Annotated in this window: 14 protein-coding genes; 5 read left to right on the top strand and 9 right to left on the bottom strand. The window is 46.4% G+C overall.

The features are described from left to right. Positions 1 to 7: 7 nt before the first annotated feature. The 3 genes from ACYVD4_RS07830 to ACYVD4_RS07840 form a co-directional block, all read right to left on the bottom strand. Complete coding sequence (locus ACYVD4_RS07830; RefSeq protein WP_460944140.1) at positions 8 to 1,432, bottom strand: TolC family protein; 1,425 nt, start codon at positions 1,430 to 1,432, stop codon at positions 8 to 10. A 114-nt stretch (positions 1,433 to 1,546) separates the two neighbouring features. After that, complete coding sequence (locus ACYVD4_RS07835; RefSeq protein WP_460944142.1) at positions 1,547 to 2,935, bottom strand: sensor histidine kinase; 1,389 nt, start codon at positions 2,933 to 2,935, stop codon at positions 1,547 to 1,549. A gap of 2 nt (positions 2,936 to 2,937) precedes the next feature. Next, positions 2,938 to 3,612 (bottom strand): response regulator transcription factor, encoded by a 675-nt coding sequence (locus ACYVD4_RS07840; RefSeq protein WP_460944144.1) that lies wholly within the window; start codon positions 3,610 to 3,612, stop codon positions 2,938 to 2,940. 208 nt (positions 3,613 to 3,820) lie between these two features. Here ACYVD4_RS07840 and ACYVD4_RS07845 point away from each other — a divergent pair, with 208 nt between their 5' ends. The 5 genes from ACYVD4_RS07845 to ACYVD4_RS07865 all read left to right on the top strand — a co-directional run bounded on the left by ACYVD4_RS07845 (position 3,821) and on the right by ACYVD4_RS07865 (position 10,055). Next, on the top strand, positions 3,821 to 4,339 hold the full coding sequence (locus tag ACYVD4_RS07845) for a DUF2975 domain-containing protein (RefSeq protein WP_460944146.1): 519 nt from the start codon (positions 3,821 to 3,823) through the stop codon (positions 4,337 to 4,339). A 2-nt stretch (positions 4,340 to 4,341) separates the two neighbouring features. Further along, positions 4,342 to 4,548 (top strand): helix-turn-helix domain-containing protein, encoded by a 207-nt coding sequence (locus ACYVD4_RS07850; RefSeq protein ID WP_460944148.1) that lies wholly within the window; start codon positions 4,342 to 4,344, stop codon positions 4,546 to 4,548. 78 nt (positions 4,549 to 4,626) lie between these two features. Beyond that, positions 4,627 to 5,499, top strand: a complete 873-nt coding sequence (locus ACYVD4_RS07855; RefSeq protein ID WP_460944150.1) for an ABC transporter ATP-binding protein — start codon at positions 4,627 to 4,629, stop codon at positions 5,497 to 5,499. Positions 5,500 to 5,502: 3 nt separating this feature from the next. Continuing rightward, entirely contained in the window at positions 5,503 to 9,021 is a 3,519-nt protein-coding gene (locus ACYVD4_RS07860) for a M1 family aminopeptidase (RefSeq protein ID WP_460944152.1), read from the top strand. Between the two features lie 212 nt (positions 9,022 to 9,233). Continuing rightward, positions 9,234 to 10,055: a class I SAM-dependent methyltransferase gene (locus ACYVD4_RS07865; RefSeq protein ID WP_460944154.1), complete on the top strand. Its 822-nt coding sequence runs from the start codon at positions 9,234 to 9,236 to the stop codon at positions 10,053 to 10,055. Positions 10,056 to 10,138: 83 nt separating this feature from the next. Here ACYVD4_RS07865 and ACYVD4_RS07870 read toward each other — a convergent pair whose 3' ends face one another. The 6 genes from ACYVD4_RS07870 to ACYVD4_RS07895 form a co-directional block, all read right to left on the bottom strand. Next, positions 10,139 to 11,695: a DHA2 family efflux MFS transporter permease subunit gene (locus tag ACYVD4_RS07870; protein WP_460944156.1), complete on the bottom strand. Its 1,557-nt coding sequence runs from the start codon at positions 11,693 to 11,695 to the stop codon at positions 10,139 to 10,141. A gap of 133 nt (positions 11,696 to 11,828) precedes the next feature. Further along, a complete protein-coding gene (locus ACYVD4_RS07875; RefSeq protein WP_460944158.1) occupies positions 11,829 to 12,941 on the bottom strand; it encodes an HlyD family secretion protein in 1,113 nt (370 codons plus the stop codon). 103 nt (positions 12,942 to 13,044) lie between these two features. Then, positions 13,045 to 14,373 carry a TolC family protein gene (locus ACYVD4_RS07880; RefSeq protein WP_460944160.1) on the bottom strand — a complete coding sequence of 443 codons (1,329 nt, stop codon included), beginning with the start codon at positions 14,371 to 14,373 and terminating at the stop codon, positions 13,045 to 13,047. A gap of 1 nt (position 14,374) precedes the next feature. Then, positions 14,375 to 14,806 (bottom strand): MarR family winged helix-turn-helix transcriptional regulator, encoded by a 432-nt coding sequence (locus tag ACYVD4_RS07885; RefSeq protein ID WP_460944162.1) that lies wholly within the window; start codon positions 14,804 to 14,806, stop codon positions 14,375 to 14,377. Between the two features lie 352 nt (positions 14,807 to 15,158). After that, positions 15,159 to 17,927, bottom strand: coding sequence for a tetratricopeptide repeat protein (locus ACYVD4_RS07890; RefSeq protein ID WP_460944164.1), 2,769 nt, complete (start codon positions 17,925 to 17,927; stop codon positions 15,159 to 15,161). Beyond that, positions 17,924 to 19,108: an AAA family ATPase gene (locus ACYVD4_RS07895; protein ID WP_460944166.1), complete on the bottom strand. Its 1,185-nt coding sequence runs from the start codon at positions 19,106 to 19,108 to the stop codon at positions 17,924 to 17,926. Before ACYVD4_RS07895 ends, ACYVD4_RS07890 begins: the two co-directional genes overlap by 4 nt. Positions 19,109 to 19,204: the final 96 nt, after the last annotated feature.

Consider the following 19,204-nt stretch of genomic DNA (forward strand, 5'->3'; position numbering starts at 1 on the left):
GTTGGCGTTAGCGGGTTAGTCGTTGTAAGAAAGAATCCAGATCGCCAGCGGTGGCCGCGCGTAACAGCAACGCCCGCCAGAGGCCATTGGTCGTCAGTGCCTGATCCACTTCAGCCCGATTGAGCAGTGCCGTTGTCTGGGTCAGTGTCAGGCTATTGTCCAGTCCGGATTCGTAGCGGGCCTGCGCCTGTGTGTAAGCCTGTCGGGCGGCATCCAGTTGTAACGGAGCCTGTTCTGCCCGCGATTGAGCCAGTTGCAATTGCAAGTGTGCATTCTGGTCGGCCGTACGTAACGCCAGTGTCTGCTGATCGTAATTCTGCTGAATGGCATTGATTCGTTCGTGCTGAGCGGCCAGTACATATTTTGTCCGAAAAAATTCGGTCGGTCGCCAGATAGCCGTTACCCCTACAATATAGTTGAACGCGCGCGGGGGAAGCCCGGCACCCAGCGACGGATCGATACGAAACGTACCATCGGCATTGGGTGCTTCGCTGATCCCCGACCCGCGACCCTGCAAGGAGCCAAGCAGGGACACCGATGGTAGCGCGGCCGATTTCAGCAGGGTTTCGTTGGCTCGTCCCAACTCTACTCCTTTCTGAAAAACCCGCAATTGCGGATGCAGGCCAACAGAAGCCGGAGCCATCGACAAAAGCGGTCGTTCATCGTAAAACACCATCGAATCTAACTGAGCGGTCGGGTTGGGTTCGCCCGTCAATTCAGTTAGTCGCAATACCTGCTGCTGGGCAATCTGCTGGCTTTCCAGCACCTGCAATCGAGCCCGAGCCACTTCGGTATTTGCAACGGAACTATCGATACCCGGACGTAGCCCGCCTTCGGTACTGGCGCGGATAATGATTTGCAGCCCCTGAGCCCGCTGGAGATTATTTTGTTGGAGTGCAACGGATTTCTGCGCGTTAAGTGCCAGTAAGTAGGCATCACATACCCGTACCTGATGGGTAAACAATTCAGCTTCGTAATCAGCCTGCGCCTGTTCGGTGGTCAGCCGGGCCAGATCACGACGAGCCTGACGGCGACCAAACGTAACGGCTTCCCAATCGACCACCAGTGAGCCAAAACTGGAAAATGAAGGCTGACTATTAAACCCATCCGTTCGAACTCCGGCAATGGGCAGCGCCAGCCCGCCATTGGAAACGTAAGCGCCCCGTACCTGATTAGACGTAGCATTCAGCACTTGCGCCTGTAGACCCGCCTGCGGCAACAAAGCCAGCCGCAACACCTGTGCATCGGCTTCGGTAGCCCGAATCGTAGCCAGTTTATTCCGTATACTGGGGTAATTGCTGCGAGCCAGTTCCAGCGCCTTTACCAGCGTCAGCTTATTTGTGAGATTCGACTGGGCATTGATCGTACCCGACCAGCAACCGATCAGGGCCGCCAGCACCCCAACGTATCGTTTTTTATTTCGGATAGGCATGTCGATTTGGAAATGTTCCCAAACCTACCGGCACCAGATTAGAGCCAAATTAGAGGCATATTAGAAGAGATTAGAGAAGGTTGTGATCCAGCCCCTATAACACCAACTTTCTGTTCAGGCTGATTGTACCAGAAAAATAATTTCAGCCGTGGTACCGCCACCGGGTCTTGGAAGCAACCGAAGCTGTCCCTGGTGAAGGGCAATAATGCGTTGAGCCAGCGTCAGGCCGATTCCGAAACCATCTACCGTCTGCACGTTGCCACCCCGAACCAACGGCATGAACACCTGTTCTTCTTCGCCAGATGGTACACCAATTCCCTGATCATCAATACGTATCCGCACCCGTTCGTCGGTATCCATATCGACTGATAACGTAATGGGTTGCCCGTTTGAGTACTTTACGGCATTATCCAGCAAATTCAGCAGTGCCGTTTTGAGTAGATACGCATTTCCGACAATGGTAATCGAGGTCGGCTGTTCGAGAACTCCATCACTGACGGTTACGCTCAGCGACTGCCCCAACCGTTGTTGGCCAAGTGTATCGGCCGCGTCAAGCACTACGTCCAGCAATTCGAGCGGTTGTCGGTCAATACGGGCTTCATCGCTGTCGATACGTGCCAGTTGAAGCAATCCGTTGGCCAGCGCCGTTAATTTATCGAGTTCAGTAACGGCCTGCGTCATTCCTTTCTTAAGACTTGCTACGTCCGAATCATAGGTCATGGAGGTTTCCAGCCATCCTTTAATCGTGGTCAGTGGTGTTCGTAATTCGTGCGACGCCTGCGCAATAAACGACCGCTGATTGTCGACCAGCCGCTCCTGTCGTGTCAACAAATCGTTGAATGCCTGCGCCAATACGCCTATTTCGTCCTGTGGATTATCGGGCTTTAGTCGAAACGAGGCTACGCTGGCGTCTGGCGAATTGATCTGCCCGATTAATTGAACCAGTGGGTGAAGTGCCTGTCGGGAAAACAAATACCCGGCCAGAATCACCAGCCCAATGGCTACTACGTTGCCCAGTAAAAATAAATCCCGCAATTCCTGTTGTCGCTGGTAGCCATCCTGATCGTAGGCCGTAACAACCGCTACGTATTCGCGCCCGTCGGGCGAAGGGGTTTGTCCGGCATAGGTAAGCGCCACCCCGTTTTTGAGCTGAACATGACCGGGGCTCTGGTATGAAAAACGAACCAGTCGCTGTTGCCGAACCTGATTCCGAAACGCTTTATCCGGCATGAAATCGTTGGTATCCCGACTGGCATAAATCAGGCTGTCGGTGGGCGAATAAACAAACTCGACCTGTTCGGGCATCGACGTAATAACACTGCCCGCTACGGTCCCCCGCAAGGTCAGCAGTTGTTCGGTGACGCGGGCTTTCCGTTCCAGCCGGTCTTCAATCGAGCGCAGCCGGAACGTAGCGTAGGTACTATAGACGTACACCGAAAAAACCAGCAGAATCAGGGCTACCAGCGACGAGAACCAAAGAATCAGTTTATGCTTAATCTGCATGACTAGTACCGCAATACGTAACCCATTCCAACTACAGTATGCAGGAGTTTAGGCTCGAATCCTTTGTCGATTTTTTTACGCAGGTAATTGATATAGACGTCAATAACGTTGGTGTTGGTATCGAAATGCAAATCCCAGACTTTCTCGGCAATATCGACCCGACTGACTATTTTTCGCTGATTGATCATCAGGTATTCGAGTAGCGCATATTCGCGGGCTGTCAGTTCAATCGATTGACCAGCGCGGGTAACGGCATGGGCTTCGGTATCCAGTTCGAGGTCGGCGATACGTAGCACCGTTTTCATCCCTGCAAACGCACTGCTTCGACGGGCCAGCGCATTGATACGTAGCACCAGTTCCCGAAACACAAACGGCTTTACCAGATAATCATCGGCTCCAGCCCCGAAACCACTTTCTTTATCAGGCAGCCCATCCAAAGCCGTCAGTAACAACACCGCCTGCTGGGGCGAATGCTGTTTGATATGCCGACAAAGATCGAACCCGTTGATATGGGGTAGATTCACATCCAGAACAATCACATCATATATATTCCGTTCGGCAAGCCGCTGACCCATTAGCCCATCGTAAGCTACTTCGATTTCATATCCCTCACTTTCAATTCCTTTACGTATAAACGACGCTACACTCAGCTCATCCTCAACCAATAATAATTTCATGCCTACTTTTTAATCAAACACTAAAGTAATCAGGCTTTGGCAATCGACATTGCCAAAAGCAATAATACTGTTTTTAAAATTCCTGCTTTCCAGAACCGTCTATTAAAGCCAACCCATCCTGTATACATTTGTTTGTAAATATTATTTAAAAGAAATTAATTATCGTTTTACAATAATTAAATATACCTTTACAGAAATTACCAACTACATGAAAAAGGTACGTATCATTGCTACCGGCCTGCTGTATCTGTCGAGGGCTGCGGCCATTCCTTATCTGGCTACCGCCTTATATTGCATTGTCTGTTTTATGTTTCAGAAATCGCTTGTCCATCCGTTCGATGGGGGTCAACGGTTTGTTATCAATTACCCGTTTACGCAGAAGCGGTTTCTAATTGGCGATGAATACAGCTTTCCCTATATCTTTGAAATGATTGCCTTTATTGGGTTGTACGGGCTGTTTTTCTGGTTGCTGGGCAATATTTTTAAGACCTTCCGGGAAAAACGGCTATTCACCGAAAAAGGCGTATCGCGCTTAACCATTTTCTACCTGCTCAACTTTCTGGTTCCCCTGCCCTTTCTGATTCTTCATATTGCCTATGCCTATGAAGTAGAAACGCTGGTCATCCTGACCATGCTTCACACCGTATTAGGGGTATTTGCGTATTTTATGGCGGTCATTTTCAGCCGTGGTCTGCATCTTCAGCAGGAACAGGATTTAATTTTTTAACTATGCCAATCGTCGTCAACCTTGATGTTATGCTTGCTAAACGAAAGATGCAGTCGAAAGAATTGGCTGAAATTCTGGATGTTACCCCAGCTAATCTGTCCATTCTGAAAACAGGGAAAGCCAAAGGCATCCGGTTCGATTCGCTCGAAGCCATCTGCAAGGCACTGAACTGTCAGCCGGGGGATATTCTGGAATACGTAGCCGACTAAATTCTCCATTTTATCGACGAAAAAAATGGCGACAAACCTGTCGCCTGGTATTGTATTGCCTTCACTTGAACATAAACAATGAACACACTTACCATTGAAAATCTAAACAAAACCTATCCGAACGGCGTAACAGCGATCAATAACGTATCGCTGACCTTGTCGAACGGCATGTTTGGGCTGCTGGGACCAAATGGAGCGGGTAAATCGTCGCTCATGCGCACCATCGTCGGACTACAACGACCTGATTCTGGGCGTATTACATGGAATGGGGTCGACGTAGTGGCCGATCCGGTGCATCTCAAAAAACAACTGGGGTATCTGCCGCAGGATTTTGGCGTCTATCCGAAACTATCGGCTTATACCTTGCTGGAGCATCTGGCGGTATTAAAAGGGGTTGGAAATGCCACCGAACGGAAGGACCAGATTCTGGCACTACTCGCAAAAACTAACCTGTATCCGCATCGGCATAAGGCTGTTAGTACGTTTTCCGGCGGTATGCGGCAACGGTTTGGGGTAGCGCAGGCGCTGCTGGGCAATCCACAACTGATCATTGTGGATGAACCCACCGCCGGACTGGACCCCGAAGAACGCAACCGATTCAATCAACTTCTGCTCGAAATCGGTCAGCAGGTTATCATCATTTTATCAACGCATCTGGTCGAGGATGTGCGAAACCTCTGCACCCAGATGGCCATCATCCAATCCGGTACGTTGATTGCCCATGGACGGCCCGACGATTTTGTCGCCAGTTTTTCCGGCAAACTCTGGTCAAAACCGATTTCGACCAGCGAACTTCCTCATTATCAACAATCGTATCAGGTTATCTCGTCGCATTTTCAGACCGGGCAACTCCATATCACTACGTATGCTTCGCAACATCCCGGCAATGGTTTTACAGCGAAAGTACCAGATCTGGCTGATGTTTATTTCGCAAAGGTATCAACTCGTTAACCTATGTTTATTCAGTTACTGGCCTTTGAATGGCGATTTATCTATCGAAAACTGGCCTTCTACGTTCTGTTAACAGGATTTCTGGTATTGGGCGGATTGATGGGCACAGCAGCCCGGTTTCCGTTTCCGAATACGTATCAGAATGGTACGTATGTTCTCAATTACGTAATTGGCCTCACCTCGCTGCTGGCGATTTTCTCCACTACGTTACTGGCGGCACAAACCCTATTCCGGGAAAAAGACGCTCAGTTCGACGCCATTCTTTACGCTACCCCTTTACGTAAAATGCCTTACGTACTTAGCCGGTTTGCGATCATTTTTGCCGTTAGTACGATCGGATATTTCCTCTTCAGTAGCGGGTTACTGGCGGGGCATTTGCTCAAAGCAACGCATAGTGAGGAATTTGGGGCCTTTAACCTGATAAATTACCTCAACCCCTTCTTTCTATTACTCCTGCCGAATATTTTGCTCTGCACGGCGGTAGCCTGCTGTATCGGACTGGTTGCCAACAATAAACTACTGGTCTACGTAGCAGGGGTATTTCTGTACTTTTTATACTGGGGCGTTTCGTTTTTTACCAACTCTCCCCTCATCGCCAACAGCACCCCCGTTTCGGTCGATTCCATGCGCTGGGCCGCCCTGCTCGATCCGTTTGGGCTGGCCGCTTTTTTCGAACAAACGTATTACTGGACTACTATCCAGCGAAATAATCAGCTTTTGCAACCGGGTGGCTCGCTACTACTCAATCGGTTGCTCTATGGCGTACTTTCGATCAGTCTATTAGCCATCGCCTACCGGAAATTTTCATTTAGCACGAACGAATCAGGTCGAAAACGAGCTACCCAGCAAATCGACAAGCCGGACATTGACGAACGAGTTTACCAACCTGTTCAACCCTATTTTACGCGTTTGGGTTATCCGCTACGTTGTTTATGGAATCTGGTATCAATTGATTTTCGGCTGGTTATCACCGGGATTCCGCTTTGGATAGTTTGTCTGGGCTGGGTCGGTTTTTTAAGTATCGAAACCCTAAGCGACATCGGCGGCAACACCCGTCTTCCCGAACAATTCGCCACCACCGGAATCATGATTGACGGAATTCTGACAGGGTTGCCGCTAATTGTGTTGATGGTACTGGTGTTTTTCGGCAACGAACTTTACTGGAACAGCCGAACGTATCAGGTCGATGGGCTGGAAAAAACCACAGCAGTTGATTCGGGTATCTGGCTCGTAGCCAAATGGTTATCGTTACTCCCAATTATTCTGATACTGATCGTAAGCAGTATCGTTATGTGTGTGGGTATTCAGTTTCTAAAAGGATATGTATGGATCGACTGGCAGCTCTACGCCCAGCTCTTCTACCTGATTGGCTTTCCCCTCGCACTCAATGCCGGACTGATCATCTGTCTACAGGCACTGGTCCAAAACCGCTACGTTGGTATAGCACTGGCGGGCATTGTTGTCCTGGCGACCAATACGTCGGCGGGGGGACTGCTGAGGCTCCGGCATCCACTGGTCAAGTTTGCCAATACGTTTCAGGGCGATTATAGCGAAATGGCTGGCTTTGGCCGAACGTTGGTCGGCTTTGACTATCAAATGGTTTACTGGTTTTGTGTTACGGTTATTCTGTTCCTGTTGGCCGTTTGGTTCAGTAATCGTGCTACGTCCCCCCGTTTTTCGCTACGTTCGGGACGTACGGTCGTGCTGGTCGTAGCCTTATTGGGCGCAAGTTGTACGGGATATACGATTTTCAGCGAGACCGATACCCGCAGCCGGGAAGACATCGCCGACTGGCAGCAACAGTACGAAACAACGTATGCTTTCCTGAAAAACAAACCTCAACCGACCATAACGGCTGTTGAGACTACAATTGATTTATTCCCCTCCGAAGTGCGGTATCAGGTTAATGGACAATACACCTTAGTGAATAGGTCGGCAGCGGCTATCGATACACTCTATATATATGGAGATAATGAAATGAATTGGGGGAACTGGACTTTACCCAACGGTAAACTGGTGCATACCGACAATTCGATTGGCTACTACGTATTCAGGCTTAACCATCCGTTACAGATGGGAGATTCGACTCGTATTAGTTTTCAATTTGGGTATTCAGGTTCGCCATTTCGAAAGGCCGCTTCGTTTAACACCATCCTTAAAAACGGGACTTTTATACGTATCAGCAAGTATTTTCCCCGACTGGGCTACGTAGTCGACAACGAGATCGAAAATGAGCGGGAACGAAAAAAACGGAAATTACCCCCCGCTAACAATCTGCTGGCCCTACAGGCACCGAGACGTAACACAGTTGATTTTATCCGGTTCGACGCCATTGTATCAACCGATACGAATCAGACAGCGATCAGCATCGGTGAATTAAAAAAACAGTGGACAAAATTCAATCGGGCTTATTATCACTACGTTAACCCTTCGCCCATGCCGTTTCGGTTTGCAGTGGCCTCCGCCCGATACGCCGTCAAAACGATAAAACATGGTCCTATTACCGTAGAGGCTTATTTTCATCCACAGCATGGACAGAATATCGAACGACTCATCAAAACCGCTACGTCAACGCTGGACTATTGCCAATCGCAGTTCGGGAAGTACCCCTACCAAACGGTTCGATTTGCCGAAATCTCAGCCTTTACCAAAGGTTTTGCCGGAACGGCTTATCCGGGCAGTCTATTTATCAACGAATCATTTGGGTATCAGCGGAAACTGGATAATCAGCCCGAGCGGGATATTCTGACCGAAATGGTTAGCCATGAACTATCCCATAACTGGTGGGGAAATAGTAAGATTGCTCCCGACTATCGGGAAGGCAGTCTTCTCCTGACCGAAACGCTGGCTATGTATACCGAATTAATGATCCACAAAAAAACGTATGGCGAAAAATACCTGCCCGACCGGGTCAATGTGCATAAAGAGATTTACCTGAGTAACCGCAGCTCAGCCGATGAAGAACCACTCTATCGGTTAAATCCAGCAAAAGCGTATCTGGCGTATGATAAAGGGATGGTTGTGATGTACCAGATTTACAAATTATTGGGCGAAGAAAAAATTAATCGGGCCTTGCAGCGATTTTACGTAAAATTCGCCTATCCCGGTCCGCCCCCCATTTCCTGCGATTTACTGGCGGAACTACATGCTGTAGCTTCTCCCTCTGAATCAGTCAAAATTGACGAGTTGTTTACCCAAATCACTACGTATGCCATTCGGATAGATAAAACCAACGTAGTGAAACGGGTTGATGGTACGTATGCCTTAGATTTACAGGCAACTATCGACAAATATATTGAAGACGGGAAAGGGAATTTCAACTTAAAGCCTGTTGATGAGCTGGTTGACGTAGCAATAAAGTTCAGTGACAATTCGGCTCAACGCGTTCGGATTAGACTTGAGGGGAATAATATTCATGAGATTTTAACCTATCCTCTAAAACCAGTCACTATCACAATTGATCCAGATGGCAAATTGCTCACAAGAACAGACGAATCGAAAGAACGCCGAATTTCGGAGTAAATTCTATTGAAAATCAATGAGCCTCTGGATAAGTATTGCAACAGTACGCGTCAGTCTTCGAACTGCTTTTGCAGTGATAAGTTATTATTTGGGAATAGTAGTGTTATTTTTACGCGTATATTCAGTATTGTCTGACCTAGCAGTTATCCACTCGATCGGTTATACCCATTTTGGGCTTGACGTCGGACATATTGAACAACTAATTCGTCATAATGGAAAAAAGCAACAATTGCTTAATCTGTAACGCTCCAGCAGAACCCTATTGTAAAGCGCTTGTTTTAGGGACTTACGATGTACAATATTTTCGATGCACGCAATGCGGGTTTATTCAAACCGAAACACCCTATTGGTTAGATCATGCATATGACTCAGCCATTACAAAATTAGACATTGGTCTTGTGTTGCGGAATGAATTGACGGCCCCTGTCGTGCAGGCTGTCATTAACCGATGGTTTAACCAAAAAGGAAAATTTATTGATTACGGTGGTGGCTATGGAATGCTGGTTCGGATGTTGCGCGATCGGGGATTCGATTATTATCGGCAGGACATTCATTGCGAAAATCTGTTTGCCAAATCATTCGATATTACAGACACGCAACCCTTCAAAGCCGAGTTATTAACTGCATTTGAAGTGTTTGAACATCTGACCGACCCGGTTGCCGAACTAACTAAAATGCTTACGCTAAGCGATAGTATTCTTTTTTCAACTAATGTGCAGCCCCACAGCAATGTAAAACCAGAAAACTGGTGGTATTTCACCCCAGAGACTGGCCAGCACATTGCTTTATATAGTCGGGAGTCATTGCAAAAGCTAGCCGATAAATTTCAGTTACATTACAACTGGAACAATCATGATATTCACCTGTTTAGCCGGAAGAAAATTTCCAACTGGGAATTTAGATTAATCGCTGATTTCCGTTTAAGCAAATGGTATAATAAGCTGGCACACAAAAATCAACCACTGCTCCAAAGCGATTTTAGTGTGATCCGCCAGAAGCTAAATGAAACATTAGCCAATAACAAAGAAAGCTAGCCGCTACCCAAAACAAGGGATGACCAATTGATCATCCCTTGTAAACACTAGTAAACAAAACAAATGCGTTCAATTTTCTCGATCTACTCCATTACCATTTCGGTATGAGCAGGAGCGGCTATTTTCTTACCAATAAATAATAGTAGCAGTGGGACGCAGACCAGAAAAAACGCGCCGATAATCAGAAACGTATCGGCATAGGTCATTACCAGCGCCTGCTTCATCACAGCCCCCTGCATCACGCCGTACGCTTTGCCCGTTGCCGTAACCAGTGCATCCCCTTTCGACAAAAACAGATTGGTGTATTGTCGGAGACGTTCGGCTGAAAGCGGGTTATACAACGATACGTTGTCGGCCAGCCGCGACGAATGAAATACCGTTCGGGTAGAAATATAGGTCGTCATAATTGCCGTCCCGAACGTACCGCCCAACTGGCGAATCATACCTGTCAACGCCGAGCCCTGTGGAATTTCAATGTTTTTCAGATCGGCCAACGTAATGGTTGTCAGCGGAATAAAGATCATTCCCATACCAACACCACGAATAATCAGCGGCCAGAAAAAGTAATCAGGGCCCGCAGCAAGGCTGATGGCCGACAAATCGAAGCAAAAGCCAAAAAAGAGCAGGAATCCGATGGCTGCATACCAGACGGGCGATATGTAATTTTTCCCCATCAGCCCGCCTACGACCGGCATCATTAATCCGGTCATTATCGAACCGGGCATGAGCAACAATCCAGTCTGGCTGGCGGTGAAACCAAGAATGGTCTGACAGAAAACGGGAATGATAAACACCGATGCAAACAGCCCGAAACCCAGAATAAAGTTAAACAACGTACCAACCGCAAACCGCCGTTCACGTAGCAGGCTCAAATCCAGAATGGGTTGTTTTGCCGTCAGTTGCCGCCAGATAAACCCAATCAGTCCTACCCCGGCCAGAATCGACATGATGACAATAAATTCGGAGGTAAACCAGTCTTCTTCGTGGCCCTTTTCCAGAACAATCTGTAGGCCACCGATGCCCATCGTCAGCATGATAAGGGCAAGCCAGTCCATTTTACCGGCCTCCACTTTTTCGGCGGGTTCCCTGATAAACATATAGGTCAACGCCGTGGCCGCAATCCCAAACGGAATGTTGATATAAAATACCCAGTTCCACGAAAGATTATCGGTGATATAGCCGCCAAGGGTTGGGCCTATAGATGGACCAATGATAACTCCCATCCCGAAAATAGCGTTGGCGATACCGAGTTGCTCTTTTGGAAATGTCTGAATCAGAATAGATTGTGCCGTGGTGAGCAGTCCTCCCCCGCCAATTCCCTGCACAACCCGGAAGAAAACCAACTCCCAGACGTTGGTAGACGTACCGCAGAAAATGGATGCAATCGTAAACAGGATAATCGATGCGGCAAAGTAATTCCGGCGGCCCAGTTTCGAGGTCAGCCAGCCCGACATAGTAATCATGATGGCACTGGCCGCTGCATATCCCGTAACCACCCAGCTAATATCGCCAAGCGAAGCCCCGAGATTACCCATCATCTGGTTGAGCGTTACGTTCACAATCGACGAATCGATGGTTTGTAACAACGCGGCTGTCGTCACCGTCAGAACGACAACCCACTTATCGAAGCCTAATTTCATAATCGTTTCAATTAATGGATAATGAAAAATGCAGAATGAATAATTTCAAATAACTAATTCATAATCAATAATTTATAATAGCACTATTCTCTATTCTCCATTTTTCAATATCCATTGTACATTATTCATTACGTTATTTGCCTTGTAAATCCACGGCTACGGTAGCACTCATGCCGGGGCGCAGTTTGGCGTAGAGCGGACTGTTTTTATCCAGCTCGATACGTACCGGAATCCGTTGTACGACTTTTACGTAGTTACCCGTAGCATTGTCGGGAGGCAAAAGCGAGAATTTAGCACCGGTTGCCCCTGCAAACGAACCAACGTGCCCAACCAGTTTTTCGTCGCCAAACGCATCTACGTCAATCGCCACTGTCTGGCCTTGCTGCATCTGTTTCAACTGGGTTTCTTTAAAGTTGGCGGTAACCCAGAGATTCGAATTACCTACGACCGAGCAAACCGCCTGACCAGCCTGCACCAGTTGGCCAAGTTGCACCGCCCGTTTCGAAACAACGCCAGAAATCGGAGCCCGCACCACGGTGTACGAAAGCTGTAGTTTCGCCATGTCTAAATCGGCCTGCCGTTGTTTGATAGTCGCCTGTGCCACAGTGATCTGACCTTCGGTAGCGCGACGTTGAGAATTCGTTACGCCGGTTTGCGTTCCCGCAGCGCTAACCTGCGATTGAGCCGTTTGTAGCTGAGCCTGAGCAGCCTGCAGTTGTGCCTGAGCAGCATCACGCTCGGCCTGTATGGCATCAAATTGCTGTTGCGGAACAGTTTTCTCAGCCAGTAAACGACCGTATCGCTCAAAATCCTGATTGGCTTTACGCGCCCGAGCCTGAGCCGCTGCTACGTTGGCCTGAGCCGTTGCGACCTGATTCCGTGCCGTTTGCACACTCGCCTGTGAACTTTGAATAGTTGCCGACGCTACGTTCACCTGCGAACGGGATACGCCTACAGCCGCCATCGCCGATTGCAATGCGGCTTCGGCCTGCTCTACCCGTATCCGATAATCGGCATCATCGAGTACAATCAACGTATCGCCTTCTTTCACGTATTGATTATCGTTAAACCGAATAGCTTTGACATACCCGCCCGCTTTCGGAATAACCGGGTTTACGTCGCCGTCAATCTGGGCATCGTCGGTAGTTTCGTGACGTTGTAGGTAGCGAAATTCGCTGTACCCAAAAAAGAGGGCTATGGCTAGTATAATGACGCCCCCGACCCGAAAAAGTGTTTTCTTATCCATGATTTAAAAAGAAATGAATAATGTAAAATGGGTAATGAGTAATGAACAATTGAAATTGAGTGCTTCAGGAATTATTCATTCTTCATTGTTCATTATGCATTGACTAAAGATTATGTCCCGTAGCTTTCAATAGACGCTGGTAGGCCAGTTGCGCATCTACAGTTGCATTTATTATATTAAGTTGTGCCTGTAGCAGAAAACTATTCGCTTCCAGCAGATCGGTTGAGCCAACCAGCCCATTGCGGAAACGGGATTCGGTGAGCCGATAATTTTCCTGCGCCTGCCCTACAGCCGTACCAATAACCTTCTGTTGCTCCAGCGCCAACTGGTAGTTGTTATAAGCCGTCACCACTTCCGAGCGAATTTGATCGGTTTGTTGCCGACCTTGCAGATTCGCCTGATCGATAGCCGTTTGCGCGCTGTGCAGTTTGCCTTTCATGTTATAGAGCGAACCAATGTTGTAGGAAAGCCCCGCCCCTACGTTCCAGGCACTGATAAAGGAACTGGCTTCTGGAATCAGATGTGCCGTTGGATTTATGTAATTATAGCCCAACGATACGCCCAGATGCGGATACAGACTACTCTTTGTGTTACGTAGCAGGGCCGTTGCCGACTGTACCCGTAGGGCATTCGCCTGCACCTCCGGCCGAGTTTGCACTGCCTGCGCCAGAAAATCAGACAATGGCTCGGCAACCGTTGCCGGATTCGCTAACGTAGTATCAACCACAATAGTCTGGTTGTCGGGCAATCCTAAGAGCAGGCTAAAATTGTACAAGGCTGTCTGGCGGGCTTTTTCCACCTGCAGGCGACTTAGTTGCAGGTTGTTTTTCTGTAATTGAATTTTGAGCACTTCATTGGCGGTTACGACGCCTTCTTTCAACAGGTTCTGCGCTTCCCGTTCTTTTTCGTCAAACTGTTTGATATTCTGCTCGATAACACTGACAGAACGTAGCAGCTTGACGATATTGTAATAGGCGTCGGTGACGGTATAAACCAGCTCTGAACGATTATGCTGGGCATCCAGATGACTTGCCTTCGCCAGTAAATCGACCGACAGCTCAGCAGAACGTTCGGCAAAACCACCGAACACTTCTTTACTGATGGTCACTCCGCCCATCGTTGCATTAAAAGCCCCCGCCGGAATACTCAATGCCGATTTGCCATCGCCCCCAGCCCCCAGCGAGAATGGCCCCGTCAGGCTATAGCGCGAATAGGCCAGCGATGCGTTTGCTGTGGGCAAACTCCGGTCTTTTGTTTCCTGCCGGCGAGCCTCCGCTGCCTGCGTACGCGAATCGGCCAGCTTAATACCTGTATTGTTTTGCAATGCCTGCTGAACAGCTTGATTCAGCGACATGGGTGTTGATGTCGACTGAGCGATTGACTGGCTCAAGCCCGCCATCACAAACCCAACACCGAGTATGTACGTTTTCATATTAGTGATTTCTGATTTTTTCCAGAAGTTTATTCATTACGCTTACTTCCTCGTCGGTGAGATGACTGACGATGGATTCGAAATTCTTGAACTCGGTGGCCACTTTCTGCACATATTGATTGGCTTCGCTGGTCAGTCGCAGATTGACCCGACGGCGATTCTGTGCATCAACTTCACGTACGACCAGATTTTTGGCCACCAATCGATCAATCAGCCGGGTCATATCCGAGTTCATATCGGTCATCTGCTCTTTCAGTTCTCCCGCTGTCAGATTTTCTGGAAAAGCGTCGGAAAGTAACCGCAATGCTTTGTATTGCTGTACGGATAAATCGAACGGAGCCAGTTGTTGCTGGAAGTGGTTAAAAATATATCCGTCCGTTTTGTGGAGGTTGATGATTAACCGATGGTATTCGTTTCGGAATTGATTCCCCATGTTTCCTAAGTGGCTGACAAATGTATAACCAATATTTGTTTGAACAAATTTCGTTTAAACATCAATAAATTAATACGATTGTGGAATTAGAAAAGTGCTACGTTAACTATCTTTGATTAATACAATAAGTTCGTCTTATTAAAATAATACAATCATAAAATTGGCACTAACGCTACGTTCGAACTTCACCAAAGCTCAGGTTGCCCTAAAAACTTTAAGTATATTTTAATGCGCTACAATCTGCTCCCCTCTACGCATCAATGCCCGTTACGTTCAGGACGTAGCGGGCATTGATGACTCTGTAGCCTAAACAGCTTGGCTTAGTCTCACTCCTATACTATATTTTATCCATTCACTGAACTTGTGGAGCGGGTGCGTTATAGTCCTGCATAAATTTGAATATCTGCAACGCTACGTCACGCACCTCAGCCGCTACTTCAGTTTTTAAGTACTCTTCCGAATTTAAGGTCAAGGCTTTAATCGCTTCATAAAAAGGCCGAAAGATTCGGTCGTGCCCCGTTTCCCGGAATACGGTTTGTAATTGTTCACCGTAGCCTAACCGGACGGTGACAGCAGCGGAGCGGTGCCAATCCATTTTCTCTTTTTCAATAATAATATCTTTAGATCTAGTTAATAAGATACTCCAATCTTGCATTGCCTTAGCCCAATCTTGATCGTATGCAGCGAAACTTGCTCTATGTAAAAACGATACATTGTCACCAGAAAATTTTTCAATCATTATTTCAAATTCTTTTTGAGCTTTTATCCTATCATTTAATGTGTCTCTATATAGGTATATATTATTTGATAAATTTTCCATAATAATACCTTCTAATTCATTCACTCTTCCATAAGCATCTATAGCTTTTGAATAGTTACGCAAAAAGTAATGATTTAGCTCACCTAAACGTCTCCAATATAATGCATTTTGGTCATCAAGTTTTACTGCTTTACTAAGCATCGGTTCAGCTTCGCTATATCGGCTCATTTTCAATAAATGATTTCCTAATACAAAAAAGGCAAGTGAGCTCTCTTTTTTTAAACTAATTGCTTTATAGAGGACAGATTCAGCCTCAGTATATCTTTCTCTAAAAATTAAGAAAAAAGCATATTTCACTCTAGGAAATGGCAATCGAACATTTGCTTTAATAGCTTCTAAATAATACTTCTCTGCCTCATCATATTGCTGTAATCCGTAATGGAATACATCAGCTAAACTAGTAAGATCACTAGGGTTTTTTGGATATAATCCTAATGATCTTCTATAGGCTAATACTGAATTATGATAATCGCCTTTTGTATCATATAGGAAGTCTCCATATGATGACCATATCCACCAATATAATTTAGTGTTTAAATTATCATTAATTACTTCAAAATAAATATTTTCTGCTTCATTTATTCTATCCTTTTGTGAACTTATGAATCTAGCCAAATCTATTCTATTATGTATATTACTAGGGTCAATTTCTACTGCCTTCCTATAAGCGAATTCAGCCTTATCTAAATTACCCTTCTTTTGATAAATTGAACCTAAGTCTCCCCAAGCACTATCGTTATTTACATTTAATTCAATAGCTTGTCTTAATAACATTTCTGTTTCTTCTAAACTAACTTTATCATCTTTAAGCCAAGCATCTAAGTAAATTTGATAACTCTTATCAGCATTATATTTCTGTATTATCTCTTCACTCACTTCTTCCATATTTACTCCTACTAACTCCTCTAACTTAGCCACATCACCATCAACCAATTGTAATAAACGTTGATAGATTCTTTCTTTCAACTTTTCCCCAGTTTGGTTTGGTAATGCTCGTGCCAAGGCTAGACCGTAAGCTAGCTCATACACTTTCTCTCGCTCGTGAACATTCCGCATAAATGCTTTTGCCTGTTGAACCAATTCTGGTCGGGTAAACCAGGCTTGCAGGAATCGGGTAAGCCAGAGTAAATCACGCCGTTGCCGACGGGTGGCTCGGCGCATTAGGTACCACACATTGAAAAAACGTTCGCTGATTTCGTAGTTTGCAGCTTTACGTCTACCTAACTTACTGATCCATCCAGCTTTAGCCAGTCTATCAAGTTGTGCTGATAACTGGCTGTTTTCCAGAGAAGTCCGCTCACGTAGCGTTTCCAATTTACAGGGGTCCCAGTTTAGCGCGACCGCATCGACCACAACCTGCGCCTGAGGAGCAAGTTCTTCAAAACGCGATTTGTATAAAGGCGTCATTTGGTCAATTAAGGCTTCTAAATCTTGAAATACGTCGGCAGAAAAACCTTGTGCCACCAGAGAAAACAAAATCACTACGGTACGCACGTTACCTCCTGTGAGTGCGTGTAGCGTTTCGAGCCGGGGCAGGTTGTCGGCTGTTAGTTGTGATAAAAGCGTAGTCTGATTCGTAATTTCGGCAAGATGTCGGAGCATCGTGAGTGTCTGCCGAAAGTCTAGCTTATACAGGAAATGAACAGCAAATGCATCATAAAAAGGAGCATCATACTGAAGATCTTCGTCGAATGCTTCGGGGCTGGCACCGACAAAGATGGGGGCTCCCGGCTCCGTAATCAGTTTGCGTAATTTCGATTGTTCAACTTCGCCTAATCGGTCGAAAATCAGATTCAGATTGTCTAATAAAAAAACCGGCCTGCGACTCAGCGTTTTCGTAATGCTACGTAGCGATTCATACGCTTTTTGGCTCAATTCCTGTTCGTTACGTATCGCACTCAACGTAGCGATCTGCTCGTCAAGTTGAAAAGCCATTTTTTCATCCCCTTCCGTTTGTAACGTATCAGCTAACGCATCTAGACTATTCAACCAGAATTTCGACAATCGGTCAATATTATATTGCTCTTCTGGAAATGTAAACGGAATGAACTTTTTACTGAGCGCGGAATTGCGTAATTCCACATCCAATCGCTTCAGTAACGTAGTTTTTCCCATTCCCCGTTGCCCAATAATCAGGTGATGCTGGGGAATACTTGTCGCTTTTTCGGATTTGATTGAATCCAGCAATGTATGAAACACATCCTGACGCATGATGAACAATCGCTCGATTTCATCATCGCGCAGCCGTTGTGGCATAAATACGCTGATACGTTGCAACTGAAGCGGTTCCTGTTTTTTCATTGGATGCGGGCATTAAACCAATACGTACGTAAAAGCGGAGAACGGAAGGCATAAATACCGCTTTCGGATAGTAGGTAACCATCCCGTTCCAGCATTTTCAGGAGTTGAGTCGCTTTATCCTTGATCGTTTCCGGTGCTACGTGTAATGTCCCTAAATGCTGCTCTAATAAAGTACGTTTGCGCCCTTTCTCCTGCCGGGAAAGTAAGTCCAGAATCCCTTTGGCTAATCGAGCATCATCGGTAGTGAGCTGCTCATCAAGCCGTTCCATCCAGGTTCCTAAATTTGACTGTACAGCAGCCTGCGAAAAAGCGGGCGCTACGTCTTCAACTTCAACTATACCAGAAGCACCTTTAAGTCGGTTTGCCGCTTTTAGTTTTGAGAACAACAGTTGAAGGTAATACGGCAATGGCCAGCCGGTTAGTTTGATAATTTCCTGACGGACAGCCGTAGATAAACGTAAATTGTTATCATGTCCTAAGCGTTCTAAGAATCGATCAGCTACTTCGGGGGTGAACGCGCCTAGGGAAAACCCATATAAATCATTGATAGTCTTGACAACACCCATCCGTTCAGTAAACGAATCCAAACCAATTGATCCACAAAACACCCATCTAATATGTATACCGGGCAATTGACGAAACGAGCGCAACCAGTGTAAAAACGATTCAGCCCGCTGTTTACCATTTTCAGATTTAGCGATACGGTTCAACAGGATTGGCAATTCATCGATCACAATCAGGCCATCATCCATCGTACGTAGCAGCTCAACAAGTTGCGTTTTTAAATCAGCGGTCTTTGCCTGATTCCACTTCACCGTCATACTTCCTATGTCATCAGCTTTCACCTCAAGTTCAAGCGATTGTAATAAATCGCCCAGCTTTTTGAACGTAGCATCTTTGGCTTTCTTAAACCAATCAGCCTGTTCTTTTAATGCCTCAACAAACAATCGGACAAAACCAATCTCATTCTCTTCTCCCTCTACATTGACAAACAAGGCTTTCCAACCTGATCCATGTGCATCTTTCACCAATCGCCTAACCAGAGATGTTTTTCCAACACGACGCGGTGCAGATATTAGTAAATGGTTACCGCTCTCAAGTAAATCCCAAGCCTCAGCCAATTCTATTGTTCTGTCAAAGAAATCATCATCTTCCACAGGTGAGCCTACTTTATTCGTCATTGCTTTATCAAAAGGTTACGGCACAAACCTAAATACAATTTTGTATATATACAAAATTGTATAAAAAAGAAGGTCGCATAAATAAGCGACCTTCTT

This window comes from Spirosoma daeguense, assembly GCF_054776875.1.